This is a genomic window from Citrobacter sp. Cpo074 (assembly GCF_030332745.1).
Taxonomy (GTDB): domain Bacteria; phylum Pseudomonadota; class Gammaproteobacteria; order Enterobacterales; family Enterobacteriaceae; genus Citrobacter; species Citrobacter portucalensis.
The window spans coordinates 76,755-94,410 of the sequence record NZ_JAOWHG010000032.1 but is presented as its reverse complement, the minus strand read 5'-3'; the positions used below and the strand labels follow the sequence as shown (position 1 = coordinate 94,410).

The 17,656-nt window shown below is 47.3% G+C and carries 19 protein-coding genes; 9 read left to right on the top strand and 10 right to left on the bottom strand.

The genetic code is table 11. The features are described from left to right. Position 1 precedes the first annotated feature (1 nt). Both OGX83_RS13920 and OGX83_RS13915 read right to left on the bottom strand, forming a co-directional pair. Complete coding sequence (locus OGX83_RS13920) at positions 2 to 1,072, bottom strand: UvrD-helicase domain-containing protein (protein WP_008783802.1); 1,071 nt, start codon at positions 1,070 to 1,072, stop codon at positions 2 to 4. Next, entirely contained in the window at positions 1,062 to 2,666 is a 1,605-nt protein-coding gene (locus tag OGX83_RS13915) for an ATP-dependent nuclease (RefSeq protein WP_008783803.1), read from the bottom strand. The genes OGX83_RS13920 and OGX83_RS13915 overlap by 11 nt, the downstream gene beginning before the upstream one ends. Before the next feature lie 217 nt (positions 2,667 to 2,883). Here OGX83_RS13915 and arsR point away from each other — a divergent pair, with 217 nt between their 5' ends. Genes arsR through arsC form a run of 5 tightly spaced genes read left to right on the top strand, consistent with a single transcriptional unit; the run spans position 2,884 to position 7,188 of the window. Further along, complete coding sequence (arsR, locus tag OGX83_RS13910) at positions 2,884 to 3,234, top strand: As(III)-sensing metalloregulatory transcriptional repressor ArsR (RefSeq protein ID WP_008783804.1); 351 nt, start codon at positions 2,884 to 2,886, stop codon at positions 3,232 to 3,234. 47 nt (positions 3,235 to 3,281) lie between these two features. Continuing rightward, a complete protein-coding gene (gene arsD, locus OGX83_RS13905; RefSeq protein ID WP_000855179.1) occupies positions 3,282 to 3,644 on the top strand; it encodes an arsenite efflux transporter metallochaperone ArsD in 363 nt (120 codons plus the stop codon). Positions 3,645 to 3,661: 17 nt separating this feature from the next. Continuing rightward, entirely contained in the window at positions 3,662 to 5,413 is a 1,752-nt protein-coding gene (gene arsA, locus OGX83_RS13900; protein WP_008783805.1) for an arsenite efflux transporter ATPase subunit ArsA, read from the top strand. A 47-nt stretch (positions 5,414 to 5,460) separates the two neighbouring features. Next, positions 5,461 to 6,750 (top strand): arsenite efflux transporter membrane subunit ArsB, encoded by a 1,290-nt coding sequence (gene arsB, locus OGX83_RS13895; RefSeq protein WP_008783806.1) that lies wholly within the window; start codon positions 5,461 to 5,463, stop codon positions 6,748 to 6,750. Between the two features lie 12 nt (positions 6,751 to 6,762). Then, positions 6,763 to 7,188, top strand: a complete 426-nt coding sequence (gene arsC / locus OGX83_RS13890) for a glutaredoxin-dependent arsenate reductase (RefSeq protein ID WP_008783807.1) — start codon at positions 6,763 to 6,765, stop codon at positions 7,186 to 7,188. A gap of 30 nt (positions 7,189 to 7,218) precedes the next feature. On the opposite strand, the gene arsA (OGX83_RS13885) is transcribed toward arsC, so the two are convergent. The 8 genes from arsA (OGX83_RS13885) to OGX83_RS13850 form a co-directional block, all read right to left on the bottom strand. Beyond that, a complete protein-coding gene (gene arsA, locus OGX83_RS13885; RefSeq protein WP_008783808.1) occupies positions 7,219 to 8,976 on the bottom strand; it encodes an arsenical pump-driving ATPase in 1,758 nt (585 codons plus the stop codon). 20 nt (positions 8,977 to 8,996) lie between these two features. Further along, positions 8,997 to 9,359 (bottom strand): arsenic metallochaperone ArsD family protein, encoded by a 363-nt coding sequence (locus OGX83_RS13880; RefSeq protein ID WP_008783809.1) that lies wholly within the window; start codon positions 9,357 to 9,359, stop codon positions 8,997 to 8,999. A 75-nt stretch (positions 9,360 to 9,434) separates the two neighbouring features. Continuing rightward, positions 9,435 to 9,980, bottom strand: coding sequence for a sigma-70 family RNA polymerase sigma factor (locus OGX83_RS13875; RefSeq protein ID WP_008783810.1), 546 nt, complete (start codon positions 9,978 to 9,980; stop codon positions 9,435 to 9,437). Positions 9,981 to 9,988: 8 nt separating this feature from the next. Next, positions 9,989 to 10,702, bottom strand: a complete 714-nt coding sequence (gene arsH, locus OGX83_RS13870) for an arsenical resistance protein ArsH (protein WP_008783811.1) — start codon at positions 10,700 to 10,702, stop codon at positions 9,989 to 9,991. Between the two features lies 1 nt (position 10,703). Next, positions 10,704 to 11,027: an ArsR/SmtB family transcription factor gene (locus OGX83_RS13865; protein ID WP_286588340.1), complete on the bottom strand. Its 324-nt coding sequence runs from the start codon at positions 11,025 to 11,027 to the stop codon at positions 10,704 to 10,706. 564 nt (positions 11,028 to 11,591) lie between these two features. Further along, on the bottom strand, positions 11,592 to 12,170 hold the full coding sequence (locus OGX83_RS13860) for a rolling circle replication-associated protein (protein WP_284887243.1): 579 nt from the start codon (positions 12,168 to 12,170) through the stop codon (positions 11,592 to 11,594). A 278-nt stretch (positions 12,171 to 12,448) separates the two neighbouring features. Further along, the gene (locus OGX83_RS13855; RefSeq protein ID WP_004129359.1) at positions 12,449 to 12,688 is read right to left on the bottom strand and encodes a helix-turn-helix transcriptional regulator; all 240 of its coding nucleotides are present in this window, start codon (positions 12,686 to 12,688) and stop codon (positions 12,449 to 12,451) included. 400 nt (positions 12,689 to 13,088) lie between these two features. Next, positions 13,089 to 14,240, bottom strand: coding sequence for a hypothetical protein (locus tag OGX83_RS13850; protein ID WP_286588296.1), 1,152 nt, complete (start codon positions 14,238 to 14,240; stop codon positions 13,089 to 13,091). A 97-nt stretch (positions 14,241 to 14,337) separates the two neighbouring features. Here OGX83_RS13850 and OGX83_RS13845 point away from each other — a divergent pair, with 97 nt between their 5' ends. From OGX83_RS13845 to radC, 4 genes are all read left to right on the top strand, one after another. Further along, a complete protein-coding gene (locus tag OGX83_RS13845) occupies positions 14,338 to 15,231 on the top strand; it encodes a GTPase family protein (protein ID WP_286588295.1) in 894 nt (297 codons plus the stop codon). Positions 15,232 to 15,515: 284 nt separating this feature from the next. Further along, positions 15,516 to 16,193: a hypothetical protein gene (locus OGX83_RS13840; RefSeq protein WP_267452454.1), complete on the top strand. Its 678-nt coding sequence runs from the start codon at positions 15,516 to 15,518 to the stop codon at positions 16,191 to 16,193. A 95-nt stretch (positions 16,194 to 16,288) separates the two neighbouring features. Continuing rightward, positions 16,289 to 17,110, top strand: a complete 822-nt coding sequence (locus OGX83_RS13835; protein ID WP_045334523.1) for a DUF932 domain-containing protein — start codon at positions 16,289 to 16,291, stop codon at positions 17,108 to 17,110. A 70-nt stretch (positions 17,111 to 17,180) separates the two neighbouring features. Further along, positions 17,181 to 17,654, top strand: a complete 474-nt coding sequence (gene radC, locus OGX83_RS13830; RefSeq protein ID WP_284887245.1) for a RadC family protein — start codon at positions 17,181 to 17,183, stop codon at positions 17,652 to 17,654. The last annotated feature ends 2 nt before the right edge of the window (positions 17,655 to 17,656 follow it).

Here is a 17,656-nt window from a genome sequence, read left to right as displayed (position 1 = left end):
TTTATGGTTTCCATATTGGTAAGTTTGATTGCCCAGGTTTCCCCACGACTATTGCTACGCTTTGCTGAGCTCTCGTAACTGCAACATAAAATGTTGCGGCGGCAGTACTTTCAAGATACTCGTTTTTCTGAATAAAAGTCTCAATTCCTGAGGTCGGAATTATTAGGATTCGTTCGAAAGTTGAACCTTTAGATGCTTTGAAATTAATAAAATCGAAATTATAGGCCTTACCGCTGCTTTTTGAGTTTCTCAAGCATTGTGGTTTAAATGTTTTGATGTAATCTTCAACATGCTCCTTCATTACAAGAAAAACCCCATCATGACATGTAACAGTGTGATTTTCAGATTTTGTTTTAGGAAAACCCCATTCAGGTGAAAAAATAGTATCGGCGTAATCAGATATTAAATGATGACATCTCCAGGTTGTAAAACGTTCAATTATCTTTATTATTCCTTTCTCTTCTCTTTCCAAAAACCAAGAAAGCATATTAGTATTTTGATATTTTTTATGCTTGCTTCCTCTTGGATTGGTTGAAAGAACAGCTTGCCGCATGTCTCCAACCATTTTCAAATTGATAGCCGTTGCTAACAAAGAATCTAATATGTCTAAATCGTAGCCGCTCAAATCCTGAACTTCATCAATAAGTATTTCATCATACATAGATTCAAGTCTAAAAATTAATGCCCCTTGGCTTGCATTAATCAGTTCTGCACTTAGTCGAGCTAGCTCACAAGCGTAAGCATGGTTGTTTTTATCTAAAAATCTGTTGATACCCTTTGCCATCATGTATGGCCTTCCATCAAAGTTAAATCCCAAAATTCTTTGTCCAGGGAATTTATAGGGGAGGAACGGTTTGGCAAAATGTCGGATTAAAAAAGTGTACCACCCAAGCACTTCAATATGTGAGCTGTTTCCTGCACAATGAGATAACCGATTGCGAATTTCATTTTGGTTGAATTGAGTAAATGTTAAAACTAATACTCTTTTTTGACCATCTATTCTCGCGCAATGATCAATGATTCCTTGTGTTTTTCTTGAACCTGCTACAGCCAAGATTAACTCATTGTTCATAAATAAACCTTATCGCATCGCTCATGTATTTAGGTGGTGTGAGTGCCTTTTTTGAGACTGAAATTCTCAAGGCCCCTTCTGTTTTTTCTCTACTCATCCATGTTAAAAGATCTGCTCTATCTTCTATGTTTAATACTTCACGAAGTAACTTTTCACCATTGTGGTGAATTAGTTGTGGTTCTAATGTTGTCCCTGTAACTACACTTCCAATAAATAGCTCTCTTCTGTTTTTTTTCAGCCATCCTTGAACTGGGAGCGCAAGATCTTCTGGTGAAATTCCATCGTTATCTCGGAGAGAGGCAACAGGCCTATCGAGAGCGGCACATAACTCCAAACATTTTGCTAGTGATAGTCCCCTCATGCTTATAACATCAATACCGACCTCCATAGGGCGCAGCTGGTATGTATCTTTGAAGAAACGTTCGAAAATTATTTCGTCAGATGGGCCTTCGACCAATACCACTTTTTTTGCCAAGACCATTCTGAGTGTGTCGTAACCAGGCAGTTTCTGGAAATAAGAAACAGTATCTGGAGATAGGCCATTGATTCTGCTTACAGATTCATTACCAATTAAAATTAACGAATCTAGTCCGAGTCTATTCAATACGAAAGTACTATGCGTTGTAATGAACAATTGCTGACTAGTACTAGATAACTTTTCGATTCGAGAAAGTAGTGTTGATAAACTGGTATGTGAAAGATGGTTCTCTGGTTCTTCTATCATCACAAATTTTGTCTTTTCAGCGTGACGTCCCATAGACAGAGAAATTTTGATGGCAGCTTGTTGACCTTGCCCAGACATAGAAAAAGGGACCTCATTGACATGAGGGGATACAACGCCTTCCCAAGAGGTTCGACTACTTTGATCCATATCTAAAATGATGGTTTTATCATGTAATGAGGCATTTAATTTGCTTATTCTTTCATTGATATCACCAAGTACACCTCCGGCCATAGATGCTTTAACTTGTCTGTACGATAAGGATATTTTTGCCCTTTCTATTGGAGCAAGATGATCATTAATTATTTGCCTTAAATGATAGTCGATTGATGTGGAGGACCTAACAGTTTTAGAATCTATGATGGCAGTTGTTAATTGCCGAGGCCTATTGAGAAGTTTCTCATCAGCAAAAGAACGCCATTCTATACGGTAGAATTCTACAGGTAATATTTTAGTAGGGCTTATAAGCCATTGCTCTATCTCCTCATTATATTCACTATTGGGCAGTACATGGAATAATACACCAGGGCATGCATTTGTTGGATGGTCGCTATTAATAGCTCCACATATATTTTGTAATTCTGGCGTATTATCAAAAAAGAGCTCAATTTTAATCTCAGGTAGACTAATGTTTTCACCTCTTTGTCTTCTTTCAACAAAATCAGCGACTAGCTCTGTATTAAACCAATACGGATTTAATTCATCATTAGCTCCTTTTCCGTTGATTCTGCCTGTTAGCGCTAAGGCTATTGCTTCCATTAGGGTTGATTTTCCAACCTCATTCCCCCCAACTATCAGGTTGAGCTTTGAATTTGGCTCTAAAATCAATTGTTTGTAGATTCTGTAACCAGAGATTTTAATCTTTTTTATCACATTCTATTCCTTGGCGCATAAGCCAGCTAAACCAACAATGAAGTGTGTATTCTAGGAACTGTATAACACTTTAATTCACTAGATTTTAGTGTGTTAGCCGTAATTATTGATCGTTAGCAAAAAAAATCCTTCTAAATAACACATATGTTTTTTCGAATGTGAATATTGATTTTGGTCCTTATGGGAGTATCCTAACTTCAATAGGACAGGAGGCCAGATGTCACTAACATCCTTACAACTCTTCAAAAACCTCTCCGATGAAACCCGTCTAGGGATCGTACTGCTGCTCAGAGAGATGGGAGAGCTGTGCGTGTGCGATCTCTGTACAGCGCTGGATCAGTCGCAGCCCAAGATCTCCCGCCATCTGGCAATGCTCCGGGAAAGCGGTCTATTGCTGGATCGCAAGCAGGGGAAATGGGTTCATTATCGCTTATCCCCGCATATTCCATTCTGGGCTGCTCAGGTGATTGAGCAGGCCTGGTTAAGCCAACAGGACGACGTACAGGCCATCGCCCGTAAGCTGGCATCGGCAAACTGCTCTGGTAGCGGTAAGGCTGTTTGCATCTAAAAAATTTGCCTGAACATATATGTTTTTCCAAATGTGAGGTATTCAGAATGAAGACGTTAACGGTGTTTGACCCGGCAATGTGCTGCAGTACCGGCGTATGTGGCTCAGATGTCGATCAGGTTCTGGTTGATTTTTCTGCTGATGTGCAGTGGCTGAAAGGACGTGGTGTACAGGTTGAACGTTACAACCTGGCGCAGCAGCCCATGAGCTTTGTTCAGAATGAGAAAGCGAAAGCATTCCTCGAAGCATCTGGAGCAGAAGGTCTTCCGTTACTGCTATTGGACGGTGAAACGGTGATGGCAGGGCGATACCCAAAACGCGCTGAGCTGGCTCGCTGGTTCGGTATTCCGCTGGAGAAGGTAGGGTTAGCTCCCACCAGCTGCTGTGGTGGTAATACTTCCTGTTGCTGAATATGTCAGGAGGACATATGAAATTCTTACAGAATATCCCGCCTTACCTGTTTTTTACCGGCAAGGGTGGTGTAGGAAAAACTTCTATTTCCTGCGCGACGGCTATCCGCCTTGCTGAACAGGGTAAGCGGGTTTTGCTGGTCAGTACTGACCCAGCCTCCAATGTCGGTCAGGTGTTCGATCAGGCTATCGGTAATACCATTCACCCTGTGGCAGCAGTTCCTGGACTTTCCGCTCTGGAAATCGACCCGCAGGAAGCCGCCAAACAATACCGCTCCAGAATCGTTGATCCTATCAAAGGTCTTTTGCCTGATGACGTTGTTAACAGTATCAGCGAGCAGCTTTCAGGAGCCTGTACCACTGAGATTGCGGCGTTTGATGAGTTCACTGGCTTATTGACAGACGCTTCCCTGCTGACCCGCTTCGATCACATCATTTTTGATACAGCGCCGACGGGCCACACGATTCGCCTTCTCCAGCTTCCCGGTGCCTGGAGTAGCTTCATTGAAAGTAATCCAGATGGTGCTTCCTGTCTTGGCCCAATGGCCGGGCTGGAAAAGCAGCGTGAGCAGTATGCTCATGCAGTAGAGGCGTTATCCGATCCTGAACGTACCCGCCTGGTTCTGGTTGCACGACTGCAGAAATCTACGCTGCAGGAAGTCGCCCGCACCCATGAAGAACTGGCTGCAATTGGCCTGAAAAACCAGTATCTGGTGATTAATGGTGTGCTGCCTAAAGCCGAAACTGAATATGACGCCCTGGCCGCTGCTATATGGCAACGTGAGCAGGAGGCACTGGCAAATCTTCCTGCCGGTTTATCTGAGCTACCGACAGATACCCTATTACTACAGCCAGTCAATATGGTTGGTGTTTCAGCATTGAAGGGACTGCTGGATACCCGTTCTGAGGCATTACCGCTCCCGGTAACGAACATCCTGTACACGCCTGAAAACTTATCGCTCTCTGGCCTGGTCGATGATATCGCTCGCAGCGAACACGGCCTGATTATGCTGATGGGCAAAGGTGGTGTGGGTAAAACCACGATGGCTGCTGCCATCGCTGTCAGGCTGGCGGATATGGGATTTGATGTCCATCTCACCACCTCTGATCCTGCTGCGCACCTGAGTACAACGCTGAACGGTAGCCTCAAAAACCTGCAGGTCAGCCGCATCAACCCTCACGATGAAACCGAACGCTATCGCCAGCATGTTCTTGAGACGAAGGGAAGAGATCTGGACGAAGCAGGGAAACGGCTACTGGAAGAGGATTTACGCTCTCCCTGTACTGAAGAAATTGCCGTGTTTCAGGCCTTCTCCCGCGTGATTCGTGAAGCGGGTAAGCGCTTTGTTGTTATGGATACCGCCCCTACCGGACACACGCTGTTGCTGCTGGATGCGACCGGGGCTTACCACCGAGAGATTGCCAAAAAAATGGGGAGTAAAGGTCATTTTACTACCCCCATGATGCAGCTTCAGGACCCGGAACGAACCAAAGTTCTGCTGGTTACGCTTCCTGAAACCACACCGGTGCTGGAAGCGGCAAACCTGCAGGCTGATCTTGAAAGAGCGGGAATTCATCCGTGGGGCTGGATTATCAATAACAGCCTTTCCATTGCGGATACGCGTTCTCCGTTGCTTTGCCAGCGCGCCCGGCAGGAACGGCCTCAGATTGAGGCTGTTAAGAATCAGCACGCTGAGCGCATAGCGCTTGTTCCGGTGCTGGCGTCAGAGCCCGCCGGTATTAAAAAGCTCAGAGAGTTGATGAGTTAATTTTTTTGCATATACAGGGCGGCAAAGTCGCCCTGTCAGGAGGTTTTATGTTACTGGCAGGCGCTATTTTTGTCCTGACCATTGTTTTGGTTATCTGGCAACCAAAGGGATTAGGGATCGGCTGGAGTGCAATGCTGGGCGCGGGACTGGCTCTGATATCTGGCGTTGTGCATGTGGGCGATATTCCGGTGGTGTGGAATATCGTCTGGAACGCGACGGCGACCTTTATTGCCGTGATTATTATCAGCCTGCTGCTTGATGAATCAGGCTTTTTCGAATGGGCGGCATTGCATGTTTCGCGCTGGGGTAACGGTCGTGGCCGTTTGCTCTTTACGTATATCGTTCTGCTCGGTGCAGCGGTGGCGGCACTGTTTGCCAACGATGGTGCGGCACTTATTCTGACGCCGATAGTCATCGCCATGCTACTGGCATTAGGGTTCAGCAAAGGCACGACACTGGCATTCGTCATGGCTGCCGGGTTTATTGCCGATACAGCCAGCCTGCCGCTTATCGTGTCCAACCTGGTTAACATCGTTTCTGCAGACTTCTTTGGGCTGGGCTTCACTGAGTATGCGTCGGTAATGGTGCCGGTGGATATTGCCGCTATTATCGCCACGCTGGTGATGCTGCATCTGTTCTTCCGCAAAGATATTCCGCCGACTTACGACCTGGCTCTCCTGAAAGCACCTGCAAAAGCGATTAAAGATCTGGCAACCTTCAGAACCGGATGGATAGTGTTGATCCTTCTTCTGGTTGGCTTTTTCGTCCTTGAGCCGTTGGGTATCCCGGTCAGCGCGATTGCTGCTGTAGGAGCTGTCATTCTGTTTGCGGTGGCGAAACGAGGCCATGCCATTAACACTGGCAAAGTGCTTCGCGGTGCGCCATGGCAGATCGTCATCTTCTCATTGGGGATGTACCTAGTGGTCTACGGTCTGCGCAACGCTGGGCTAACCGAATACCTTTCAGGTGTGCTGAACGTACTGGCGGATAAAGGACTCTGGGCTGCGACGCTTGGTACTGGCTTCCTGACGGCTTTCCTGTCTTCCATCATGAACAACATGCCTACCGTGCTGGTTGGCGCTCTCTCTATTGATGGCAGCACCGCAACAGGCGTTATCAAAGAAGCGATGATCTACGCCAACGTGATTGGCTGCGATCTGGGCCCGAAAATTACACCTATTGGTAGCCTGGCAACGCTGCTCTGGCTGCATGTCCTTTCACAGAAGAATATGACCATCACCTGGGGATACTATTTCCGCACCGGGATCGTCATGACTCTGCCTGTGCTGTTTGTAACGCTGGCCGCGCTGGCGCTACGTCTCTCTTTCACTTCGTAATGAGATACTGACATGAGCAACATCACCATTTATCACAACCCAGCCTGCGGCACGTCGCGTAATACGCTGGAGATGATCCGCAACAGCGGTACTGAACCGACCGTTATTCTTTACCTTGAGACTCCACCTTCACGCGATGAGCTGGTCAAACTCATTGCAGATATGGGCATTTCCGTCCGGGCTTTGCTGCGTAAGAACGTCGAACCGTATGAGGAACTGGGTCTTGCAGATGATAAATTTACTGACGACCAGCTAATCGACTTTATGTTGCAACATCCGATCCTGATTAACCGTCCGATTGTAGTGACGCCACTGGGAACTAAACTTTGCCGTCCTTCTGAAGTCGTTCTGGATATCCTGCCAGAATCTCAGAAAGGGGCTTTCGCCAAAGAAGATGGTGAAAAAGTCGTTAATGAAGCAGGTAAAAGACTGAAATAAAGATGAAGGGGGCAACTGCCCCCTTCATTGTTACTTCGCCATTTCTTCCAGAAGGTTAATACCAACCGGCTCTTGGCTCTGTAGCGCTGTTAATGCAATACGCTTTGCATACTGCTCTCCCACATCAGAGATGAGAGGCAGCTCGCGGCTAGCCCTGGTCTTCAGGAAAGGTGAAGATGGTTCAGCTGCCGCCAGGCTGTTATTCACAACCCATGCCCATGGCTCGATGCCAGCGCGACGTAAATCCTGCTGTAGGTTCGCCGCTTCCAGTACTGGTGTCGTTTCGGCAAGCGTCACGATAATCACCTTTGTCTTCTCCGGGTCCTGCAATTGCATCATTGGCGTCATCACATGGTCATGTGTTTGCCCCATCTGACGCACCATTTCCCGGTGATAGGCTCCTGTTGCATCAAGTAGCAGAAGCGTGTGGCCCGTTGGCGCTGTGTCCATAATGACAAAATGGTCGTCAGCCTCTTTGATGATCCGCGAGAATGCCTGGAAGACGGCGATCTCTTCAGTACATGGCGAGCGGAGATCTTCCTCCAGCACTGCTAGTCCCTCAGCGTCTAATCCTTTGCCCTGATTTTCCAGCACAAAGCGGCGATAGCGCTCTGTCTCCACCTTCGGGTCGATACGGCTAACCTGAAGATTTGGCAGCGAGCCATCCAGGGTGTAAGACAGATGTGCCGCCGGATCGGATGTGGTCAGGTGGACCTTGTGACCACGCTTAGCCAGCGATACCGCTACCGATGCCGCTACGGTCGTTTTACCCACTCCGCCTTTACCCATCGTCATGACCAGCCCTTTGCCTGTTTGGCTGAGTTCATCTACCAGTGAGGAAAGTTTCGGTAAATCCAAAGTATTCAGCGTGGTAGCAGGGAGCGGCAGCGAGGCTTTGTTCTCCGTAAATAACTGACGCAGGGCTTCCAGACCGACCAGATTAAATGGCTTCAGATACAGCTGCGAGCGGGGAAGGTTCGCCAGGTTCTCTGGCATTGCCTGTAATGCTTTTTCTTCTCGAGCCAGAATACTTTGCGCCAGCGGATCATTTTCACCTGCAAACGGCGGCAGCACACCATTAATGGCAAGGTGTTGATGCTGCAAACCAATTGCATACAGCTCATCGTGCGTATGAGAGACTTCTTTCAGTGTTGAAGTCTGGGCGCGGGCAACCAGAACCAGACGTGTAAGTGCAGCATCAGAGAGCGCCTTAACCGCGTCTGAGTACTGGTGTTGTTGTTTCTCCAGCCCCACCAGCGGCCCGAGGTTAGCGGCGGCATCAGGGTTCGCTTCGAGATAACCGCTCCAGGCCCCCGGCAACTCAAGCATACGGATGGTATGACCGGTTGGCGCAGTATCAAATACGATATGGTCATACTTTTCCCGCAACTCATGGTTGGTAAGAAGACCAGTAAACTCATCAAATGCCGCGATTTCCGTGGTGCATGAACCGGAGAGCTGTTCTTCAATGCTGCTGACCACCTCAGTTGGCATCAGCCCACGAACCGGGTCGAGCACTCGGTCACGATAGGCTTGCGCCGCAGCCATCGGATCAACTTCCATCGCTGCAAGATTTTCTACGGTACTGATATCTGTAATTCGGTGGCCGATTGTTTGGCTAAATACCTGACCGACATTGGATGCCGGATCAGTACTCACCAGAAGCGTTCTCTTTCCCTGATCGGCCAGCCAGACCGCAGTAGCGCAGGCCAGAGATGTTTTACCCACGCCACCCTTACCGGTGAAGAAGATGAACGGGGGAATGTCTTTTAAAAATGGCATATTCATCTGTGATAGCTCCTCTGGAATTAAGGCATACGTGGAATGCTGCAGCAGCGTGGTTGTGCGCTGTCTTCACTCCAGTCCTGAGTAAGCGGAATACCTGCCCAACGGGCGATATCTTCACGAGTTGGCAGTTTGCCTGCCATCACGAGTTTGCCGTCGAGCAAGGTGACAGGAAGGGACTCCATCCCTGATGTGTTCAGAAACTCTTTAATGACAGGCGTATTCAGGAACTGTTGCGGGTTCTTCGCAAGGCTGTAGCGCTGAATATCAACGCCATTTTTTTTCGCCCATTCGGCGCTGGCGTTCCATTTGATGGCTTCGTCACTGACCACTACGCTGCTGGTTGCACAGCAGCCTGCTGCTTCAAAGATCTCTATTTTTGACATGGATTGTTTACCTCAGTGTTTAGTCATTTGGCTTTACACTGAGGTAAACGAAGGTGGTGGGAAAAAGATGCGCGATTAATTCATTTTTTTGTGGCAGCAGACGGGAGACGTGTCATCCGCCTCAATCTGACAAAGTTCTGTCATCGTTTCTTTCAGGTGCTTTCTGGCCCGTAGCAAACGGGATTTAAACGCCGTAAGCGTGATTCCCAGTTCATCGGCCAGGGACTGCTGGGGACGCCGGTTAAGGTCGGATTCTTCAATCAACCACCGCTCATCTTCAGGTAATGCCTGCAATGTTTCAGGCAGGCAAATATCCAGCGTTGAGATTGCATCAGGGGATGCATCAGTTAATGGGGCATCATCTTCCAGCTCAACGAATTCCCTGGTGGTGCGGTACTCATCAATCAGCAGATTCCTCGCCGCCCGATACAGCCAGGCTCGCGGATTCTCCATTTCGCAGAAACTGTCTGAATGAGCGCGGGCACGCAGGAATAGCTCTTGCAGAAGGTCTGCTGCTTTTTCGCTATCACCTGTCTTCGATGTCAGAAAGCGGGAGAGTTCGGCTTCATGTTGACGCCAGAACACGCTCATGCAGTTGTTGAATGCCGTTACATCACTCATACCAGCCCTCAAATTTTGCTCTGATTAACCCGCCGTGAAAGTTCTTCTGCAGACTCTTTTCGTTCGCTGTAGCGATCAACGAGATAGGCTGAGTTACCTCGGGTCAGCAGAGTAAATTTCACCAGTTCTTCCATCACATCCACGATCCTGTCGTAATAAGACGACGGTTTCATTCGTCCATCTTCATCAAATTCCTGCCAGGCTTTTGCCACGGAGGACTGATTCGGGATGGTGATCATCCGCATCCAGCGGCCAAGAATTCGCATCTGGTTTACGGCATTGAAAGACTGAGAGCCACCGCAGACCTGCATAACGGCCAGTGTCTTACCCTGCGAAGGGCGAACAGCGCCTTCTGATAACGGTATCCAATCAATCTGGGCTTTCATGATGCCGGTCATCGCACCATGGCGTTCAGGGGAACACCACACCATCCCTTCGGACCAACGAACCAGCTCGCGCAGTTCCATGACTTTAGGATGCGAGTCAGGCGCATCATCAGGAAGAGGCAAGCCTGAGGGATTGAAGATCCGAACCTCTGCGCCCATGGCTGTCAGCAATCTTGCCGCTTCTTCCGTTGCCAATCGGCTGTAAGAGCGTTCACGTACAGAGCCGTATAGCATGAGGATTCGCGGCGGATGAGGAACGGCAGGAACACCGAATCTTGCTTCTGTGATTGAGGTGTCGAACAAACCCGCATCAACATTCTTAAGATCACCTGTCATTTTACTTCTCCGTCTTCTGGGGCAGGGGGAGGCAGTCGTTAGTCCCTGAGCAGCATTCTTCTGTCAGGAAGGCAATCAGAGCCTCAAGGTTTTCATATCGAGCGTGGCAAAAAAGCGTTCTGCCCTGACGTTCCTGCCGTATCAGAGAAACTGATATCAACGAGGAAAGATGATGGCTCAGTGTAGAAGCTGGGATTTCGAGCCGCTTCTGCAGTTCACCAACCGGTAACCCTTTATGTCCGGCTTTAACCAGCTCCCTGTACACGCTTAGTCGTGTAGAATGACCCAGCTCTTTCAGGGTGTCTGCTGCTTTTGAAAGATTCATAAGGTTCATATTTCTATATTTCCAGAATTATAGAAATAATAACTTATTTTCCCAGGAAACCATAGTAAACATGTCTGAGAGTCGAGCTGGAGAAACGACTTAATCTGCAACGGAGGTTCCAGTGGTTACTATGTTTAGCCAGAGTTGAAGGGCTGTTCCACTGCTGGTATCGGCAGAGTTAGCCCTTTGGCAGTAGAGCGATGAGGCTGTACTTAACTGCTCAAGTGCTCTCAAACGCCAGCCACGCCGCTCGGCATCACTGCAACATCCAGCCAGGCTATCCCGGCAGACCCTTAGCCGGGTGATGTGTAAACGATATTCCGCCACTTTTACCGCGATTGTGTTCTATGGCTGTTTCATTTTTTGATTTCCCTTGTTTGACAGGTATGAGAAATACCCGACAGTTTACCTGTCGGGTATAAATGGAGTTGTGAATTGTTGATTCAGTAAAGGTCGGAACGTCAGGCTTCCAGGGGCAGGTTCAGTCACGACTGCGAGGACATTATTTATCGCCGTAATAACGGGGTTTGTACAGGATGCCGAGCCAGTTGCGTAGCCGTAGGATCAGGGGCCTGGCTTACGTGGACGCCCTGCCGCTGAGCGTGGAGGAACGTCATTACAGCCGTATGCACACAAACCTTCTTTTTGTTCTTCCTTAGCCAGATAGCTCAGAACATGACGGATATTGTTAATACTTTCCGGATCGTTATACCGAACAGGTATATTGATATTTCTAGAATACTGCGGCCGATATTCACATCGGTGCGATACGCCGTCCCGGTGCGTTATTTCCTCCCAAATTGTATTTGCTGTAAGGGCAAAGGGATAAGAATGCTGTGTTTTTTGTCTGTCCAGCCAGAATACGACATGCGCATGGTATCTATGTCGTTCAGTCCATTCGACAACCCAGAAATAGCCCACCACACCTTTCTCTTTTGTCATTTTCTCCATTAGTACACGCAAGTCATGTTCAAGTGTTTGGTGATTTAAGTGTGAATACCTGGCACTTTTCTTTTTGTAGAAAAAATCCATGCGTAATGCCAAAAGGCATGAGTATCTGTTTATCATTTCATCGATGTGTGCATTGAGAACTGAAGCCAGGAACCAGTCTTCATTAAAATTTCTATCTGAATTTTTGAGCATGATTATTCCACTGCTGATGATGAGAGAAGTCAGTGCAAGCACTAAGTTAGTGATGTTTCATGCAAGACTTTTCTTTAAGGCAATGCTGAGCTGATACTTAAATTAATTATTACTTTAAAGATGAGGTTGGTTGTTGCAATAGTATTTGCGAGGGTGTTTAAAAGAGACATTGACAGTAAGCGATGAATATAAGAACAAATGAGAGTGAGTGTAATTATATTAAAAAACCTATATTAAATTACGTAGCCTTCCTGTGTAAAACACCAGCATTAAAGGTTCTAACCTCGAGATGCTTGTATTCTATCCAGCATCCATTTTTCCACTTCGCTTTTTAGCCAGCGTGAACTGCGACCCAGCTTAATTGGTGCAGGGAACGCATTCTCTGAAATTAATCGGTAGAACCATTTGTCTGTCATGTTTGTATAGGCGGTGATGAACGTCATATCAACGAGCTGATCATTCAGTAAAGATGTGGTTGTCTGGGTGCTGGATGATATCGGATGAGTTTTGTTTGTCATGGAAAAGCTCCCGCAATTTAGTGTGAGTTCGGGAGGCGATGCGTGGTACCCAGTGGTACCTTGGATATTCACCTCACACCATGGTACTCAACAGTAAAAAAATACAGTTAATATCTTTTATGCTCAGTATGAGCCCCCTTTTTAGGGTGTACTTAAGAGAGTTCTGTCGAGCCGCCTGCAAGCAAATTTTAGACTGTGTAAAGCTATGTTGATTTTCCAGAAGTACCTCTCAAGGTTGAGATTCACAGCTCTGCGCGTTTAGCGCATAGCAAGCTATGTCATAGCGCTAACGAGGCTTTCACCGCCATGATCGTTTTTTTCGCGCATGCTTAAAAAACGAAACTTACAAATGAGAATGACAATCGACATCAGATTTATTGGTGTTAGATACCTTTAATTCTTAAATTCCAGGTCGGTATTCAAAAGGGAGTATTTCTTTCTTGCCTGACGCCCATAGCAATATATTATCTTTGATTTTGATTACATCCGTACTAAAGAAAGAGTTGTAAAACCCTACTAATTCAGAATAAGAATCCAAATCCAACTCAAGCATCATGAAGGTAATCATTACGGACCTGTACAAATAACCATTTTTATCAAATAAGTTTGATAAAAATGAATAAACCTCAGGGGTGCCATTTCTTGCTATGTTAAAAATAATATAAATTGCTATCAACTCTAACGTAAAGGATTCATTTTTATATTTTTTAGCGAGTTTTAACATCGAATCATTCACACCAATGACATTCAATCTTTTCAGTTCATTTAATAAGAGGCCAAATAATGGAGGAGCATCACCAGGGCTAAGATATAGTAGGTTGTTACTATATTGGTGAGGGTGTAAAGGTGTCTCAATTGTTAATTGGAGTAATTTTAATGCCACAGACCGCTCATCCTCTAACGCAATTAAAGATTTGTACAGGCTGAGTGGTTTTTTTATGTTAGCAGTACCCCTGATGTTGCGGTTTTTTGCGAGTTGATTAATTACTTTGTTTTTTAAAGTAATAGGTATAATAATGTTTTGTTGGGATGAGGAATCTTCTGTCTTACTTGGGAAATGAAGTTTATAAAGTTGCAATTTTAAATTTCCTTCGCCGCCACCAAGATGATTTTTTGCATAAAGCGTGCTGTTTTTACAAAAATCAATCCAGGAGTAGATACTATACAGTTCCGTTACTTCATTTAATGAGACAGGGAGCTCTGACCCGATTCTTATACGGCGTACATAGCTTTCTGTGTTTCTCCAGGCCGGTGTTTTTCGTATTAATACAAGCTTCTCTCTGGCCTGTCTTATTAATCCAGCATCTTCAATTGAAGATATCTTTCTGACATATCCCCTCCTGCTATTGAATGCGCAATAGTAAATTCGCCCCTTCTTTAATCGTTTTATTTTACGAGGGATATATTTATTAATCTGATAAACAAGGTCTTTTTTCTTGCGTTCACTCAGCTCGCAGAAGCGCAAATAATGTTTTTTACAGAGCCTTTTACGTTTTGCTTCAGGTAATGGGGACACTAAACGCTTGCAGTTTTTTCGTACACATTTAGCCATTTCATATTCCCTCATTCCAGAAAAATTTAAACCTATATTACTCCTTTGAACAGACGGTTAACCATTTTTCGGCGCTATTTTTCCACAGGAGTAAATCATGCCTCAAATCCCCGATCCGCAGGATACCAGTGATGCGGTGCGTACCTGCCTCAATCTCTTACCCCGGCAGGCTACTGAACGTATTCTGTCCCGCCTCCAGGAGGCGATTAACTATGAACCCGTGATAGGCATCATGGGCAAAAGTGGTGCGGGCAAGAGTTCATTATGCAACGCGCTTTTTCAGCAACCCGTTTGTCTGACCAGTGATTTGCTAGGCTGCACCCGCGAACCCCAGCGTCTGTTACTCACCGTTGGTGAGCGCAGCATGACACTGGTGGATTTACCGGGTGTGGGTGAGACACCGGAATACGACGAGGAATATCTGGCGCTCTATAAGGCGTTGCTGGGAGAGCTGGATTTGATTATCTGGGTACTGCGTGCCGATGACCGTGCCCGGGCAACGGATATCACGGCATACAGGGCACTGATGGAATCCGGTGCCGACCCTTCACGTTTCCTGTTTGTACTGACTCAGGCCGACCGCATTCCACCCCTCAGGGATGGTGAGCCCTGGCAGGCATCACCTTCTTCTGAACAATGCCTTTCATTGGCTTCAGTCAGTGCGCAGGTAGCCGGTCAATTGCCGTCCTCTTTCCCGGTCATGGCTGTCTCTGCACATACCTGCTATAACCTGCCCGCCCTGGTGGAGTTGATTGTGCATGCCTTGCCCGTACAGGCCAGCAGTGCCGTGTATTGCCAGCTGAAACCAGAGCATCAAACCCCGGATACTGACGCCGCTGTACGGCAGCAGTTTGGTGAGGCAGCGGGTAAGGCTTTTGACACGGTGATTAATCCTAACCACCTGCCTTCTGTCTGGACTGCTCTGTTAAGGAGCCTCCGACAAAAATTAGTGCAACTTGCCTCAACATTATGGGACCGAGTATTTGGCTGAAATCCGCCGCTTTACCCCTCAATAACCACATTCAAAAAACAGTATATTGATCTGTAAAAACGATCGATAATAGAATATCGATCGTTTTTATCTATTAAAAAATCGATGTATAAGCCCCCTATTGATCGCTTTTACCTATCAAAGCAAAGGGATATTTCTTTCTCAAAAGTGTTCATGAGCACGACGAACAGGGACGTTGACGTGATGGTCCGGATACAAAGATGCATCAGGTTCTGTGTACCGCGTCCTCCGTTGCCGCTTCTGATTCATTAATAAGGTGACATATGAAAATTCAGACCGTGATTGCACTTGTTTTGTCAGCCATTTCGGTTTCTGCTCAGGCGGGTAACTGGGCTGTGAAAAACGGCTGGTGCCAGACGCTGACCGATAATGGTCAGGCACTGGTGATGCTGAAAAACAACACCATTGGCATCTTTGGTCAGTTGCAGGGCTGCCCCAATGGCCCGCAGGAGCTGATGGGGAGTCGCATCAGTGTAAACGGCAATCTGGTACCCACATCTCAGTTGTGCAACCAGCAAACAGGATTTAAGGCTGTTGAGGTTGAAGGTGGGCAGGCACCTGCAGCCGCCAGAAAGGCAATTGCTTCGATTGCAGGTCAGGAAACATCGACCCTTCAGGTCTTTGGTGCGCAACTGACATTCACCCGTGGGGACATGATGGCGGTCTGCCCGAAATACGTATCTGCCCTTGCTGCCAGTACCGGGAGTCGAGCGCCGGAGATTAACAAAGGCTCAGTCATGAAAGCGGCCAAAGAAGCGTACACGAAAGAGTATGACCGTGACACGGCTGAGGCCGCTGATTTTGGCAGCTACAAAGTGGAGGGAAATACTGTGGTTTATGAGGTCTACAATGCCGGATATCGTACCTACGATAAGGTGGTGGTGACCGTTGGTGCTGATGGTAAGGCCACCGGTGCCAGGGTTGAATACATGGGGCAATAACGTCTTATCCGCCACGCCATTTTTAATGTTAAAGGCCAAGTTCCTTCGGGAGCGTGGCCTTTTCTTTTTATACCGATAAACACACAAAGGAGTGGATTATGCGATTAGCATCCCGCTTTGGTGCGGTGAACCTAGTTCGCCGTGACCGTCCCTTAACCCGTGATGAACTTGCTCACTATGTTCCCAGCGTGTTTAGTGAGGAAAAGCATGAATCGCGCAGCGAGCGCTATACCTGCATCCCGACCATCACTCTGTTGGATAACCTGCAGCGCGAAGGTTTTCAGCCGTTCTTTGCCTGCCAGACCCGTGTGCGTAACCCCGACAAGCGGGAACACACCAAACATATGCTACGTCTGCGCCGCGAAGGGCAGATTACCGGTAAACAGGTGCCGGAAATTATCCTGCTTAACAGCCATGACGGTTCTAGTTCCTACCAGATGCTGCCGGGACTGTTCCGAGCGGTCTGTCAGAACGGACTGATTTGCGGCGAGAGCTTTGGAGAGGTGCGAGTGCCCCATAAGGGCAACGTGGTGGAAAAGGTTATCGAAGGGGCTTACGAGGTGCTTGGGGTGTTTGACAGGGTGGAGGAAAAACGCGACGCCATGCAGTCACTAATGCTTCCGCCACCAGCACAACAGGCATTGGCAAAAGCTGCACTGACATATCGCTTTGGCGAGGAGCATCAGCCCGTGACGGAATCACAGCTATTGGCCCCTCGTCGCTGGCAGGATGAGTCCGGAGATCTCTGGACAACTTATCAGCGTATTCAGGAGAACCTAATAAAAGGTGGTTTGAACGGTCACAATGCAAAAGGAGGACGCTCACATACACGTGCAATTAAAGGTATTGATGGTGATGTGAAGCTGAATCGAGCTCTGTGGGTGATGGCAGAAAATATGCTGCATCTCGCCTCATGAACGATATCTCCGTGTTTGTTTATAGCCCTGTAGCTGGTTGTTACGGGGCTTTTTCTTTTAAGGAGCCGCCATGTCCGAACTGATTTTACCTTCGGTCTTCCCGATGAATGAACAACGTACCATCCGTCGTGCCCTGCGATTACTGGAGAAATATCAGCGGCAGCCCAGTGAGTCGTTCCTTGCCGCTAGTTTCGCGAAAAACTGGTTACAGCTCTATTTGGCAAAGCAGGAGCGCGAAGTCTTTGTTGTTATCTATCTCGATAATCAACATCGTCTGCTGGAGCATGAAACGCTCTTCCTCGGTACGATTAACCATACCGAAATTCATCCTCGCGAAATTGTGAAATCTGCACTGCGTCATAATGCAGCTGCGGTAATCATCTCCCATAACCACCCATCTGGCATTACCGATGCCAGTAAAGCTGACAGAGCCATTACGTCCAGGGTTATAGAGGCTCTGGGGCTGGTCGATGTCCGGCTACTGGATCATTTCATCATTGGTGATGGTGAAGCGTTGTCGTTTGCTGAGCATGGATGGCTATAAGA

What these genes read in the sequence shown, in the direction of transcription:
- OGX83_RS13920 (WP_008783802.1), bottom strand. Translation starts at nt 1,072, where the DNA reads ATGAACAATGAGTTAATCTTGGCTGTAGCAGGTTCAAGAAAAACACAA.
- arsR (WP_008783804.1), top strand. Translation starts at nt 2,884, where the DNA reads ATGTCACTAACATCCTTACAACTCTTCAAAAACCTCTCCGATGAAACC.
- arsD (WP_000855179.1), top strand. Translation starts at nt 3,282, where the DNA reads ATGAAGACGTTAACGGTGTTTGACCCGGCAATGTGCTGCAGTACCGGC.
- arsA (WP_008783805.1), top strand. Translation starts at nt 3,662, where the DNA reads ATGAAATTCTTACAGAATATCCCGCCTTACCTGTTTTTTACCGGCAAG.
- arsB (WP_008783806.1), top strand. Translation starts at nt 5,461, where the DNA reads ATGTTACTGGCAGGCGCTATTTTTGTCCTGACCATTGTTTTGGTTATC.
- arsC (WP_008783807.1), top strand. Translation starts at nt 6,763, where the DNA reads ATGAGCAACATCACCATTTATCACAACCCAGCCTGCGGCACGTCGCGT.
- arsA (WP_008783808.1), bottom strand. Translation starts at nt 8,976, where the DNA reads ATGAATATGCCATTTTTAAAAGACATTCCCCCGTTCATCTTCTTCACC.
- OGX83_RS13880 (WP_008783809.1), bottom strand. Translation starts at nt 9,359, where the DNA reads ATGTCAAAAATAGAGATCTTTGAAGCAGCAGGCTGCTGTGCAACCAGC.
- OGX83_RS13875 (WP_008783810.1), bottom strand. Translation starts at nt 9,980, where the DNA reads ATGAGTGATGTAACGGCATTCAACAACTGCATGAGCGTGTTCTGGCGT.
- arsH (WP_008783811.1), bottom strand. Translation starts at nt 10,702, where the DNA reads ATGACAGGTGATCTTAAGAATGTTGATGCGGGTTTGTTCGACACCTCA.
- OGX83_RS13865 (WP_286588340.1), bottom strand. Translation starts at nt 11,027, where the DNA reads ATGAATCTTTCAAAAGCAGCAGACACCCTGAAAGAGCTGGGTCATTCT.
- OGX83_RS13860 (WP_284887243.1), bottom strand. Translation starts at nt 12,170, where the DNA reads ATGCTCAAAAATTCAGATAGAAATTTTAATGAAGACTGGTTCCTGGCT.
- OGX83_RS13855 (WP_004129359.1), bottom strand. Translation starts at nt 12,688, where the DNA reads ATGACAAACAAAACTCATCCGATATCATCCAGCACCCAGACAACCACA.
- OGX83_RS13850 (WP_286588296.1), bottom strand. Translation starts at nt 14,240, where the DNA reads ATGGCTAAATGTGTACGAAAAAACTGCAAGCGTTTAGTGTCCCCATTA.
- OGX83_RS13845 (WP_286588295.1), top strand. Translation starts at nt 14,338, where the DNA reads ATGCCTCAAATCCCCGATCCGCAGGATACCAGTGATGCGGTGCGTACC.
- OGX83_RS13840 (WP_267452454.1), top strand. Translation starts at nt 15,516, where the DNA reads ATGAAAATTCAGACCGTGATTGCACTTGTTTTGTCAGCCATTTCGGTT.
- radC (WP_284887245.1), top strand. Translation starts at nt 17,181, where the DNA reads ATGTCCGAACTGATTTTACCTTCGGTCTTCCCGATGAATGAACAACGT.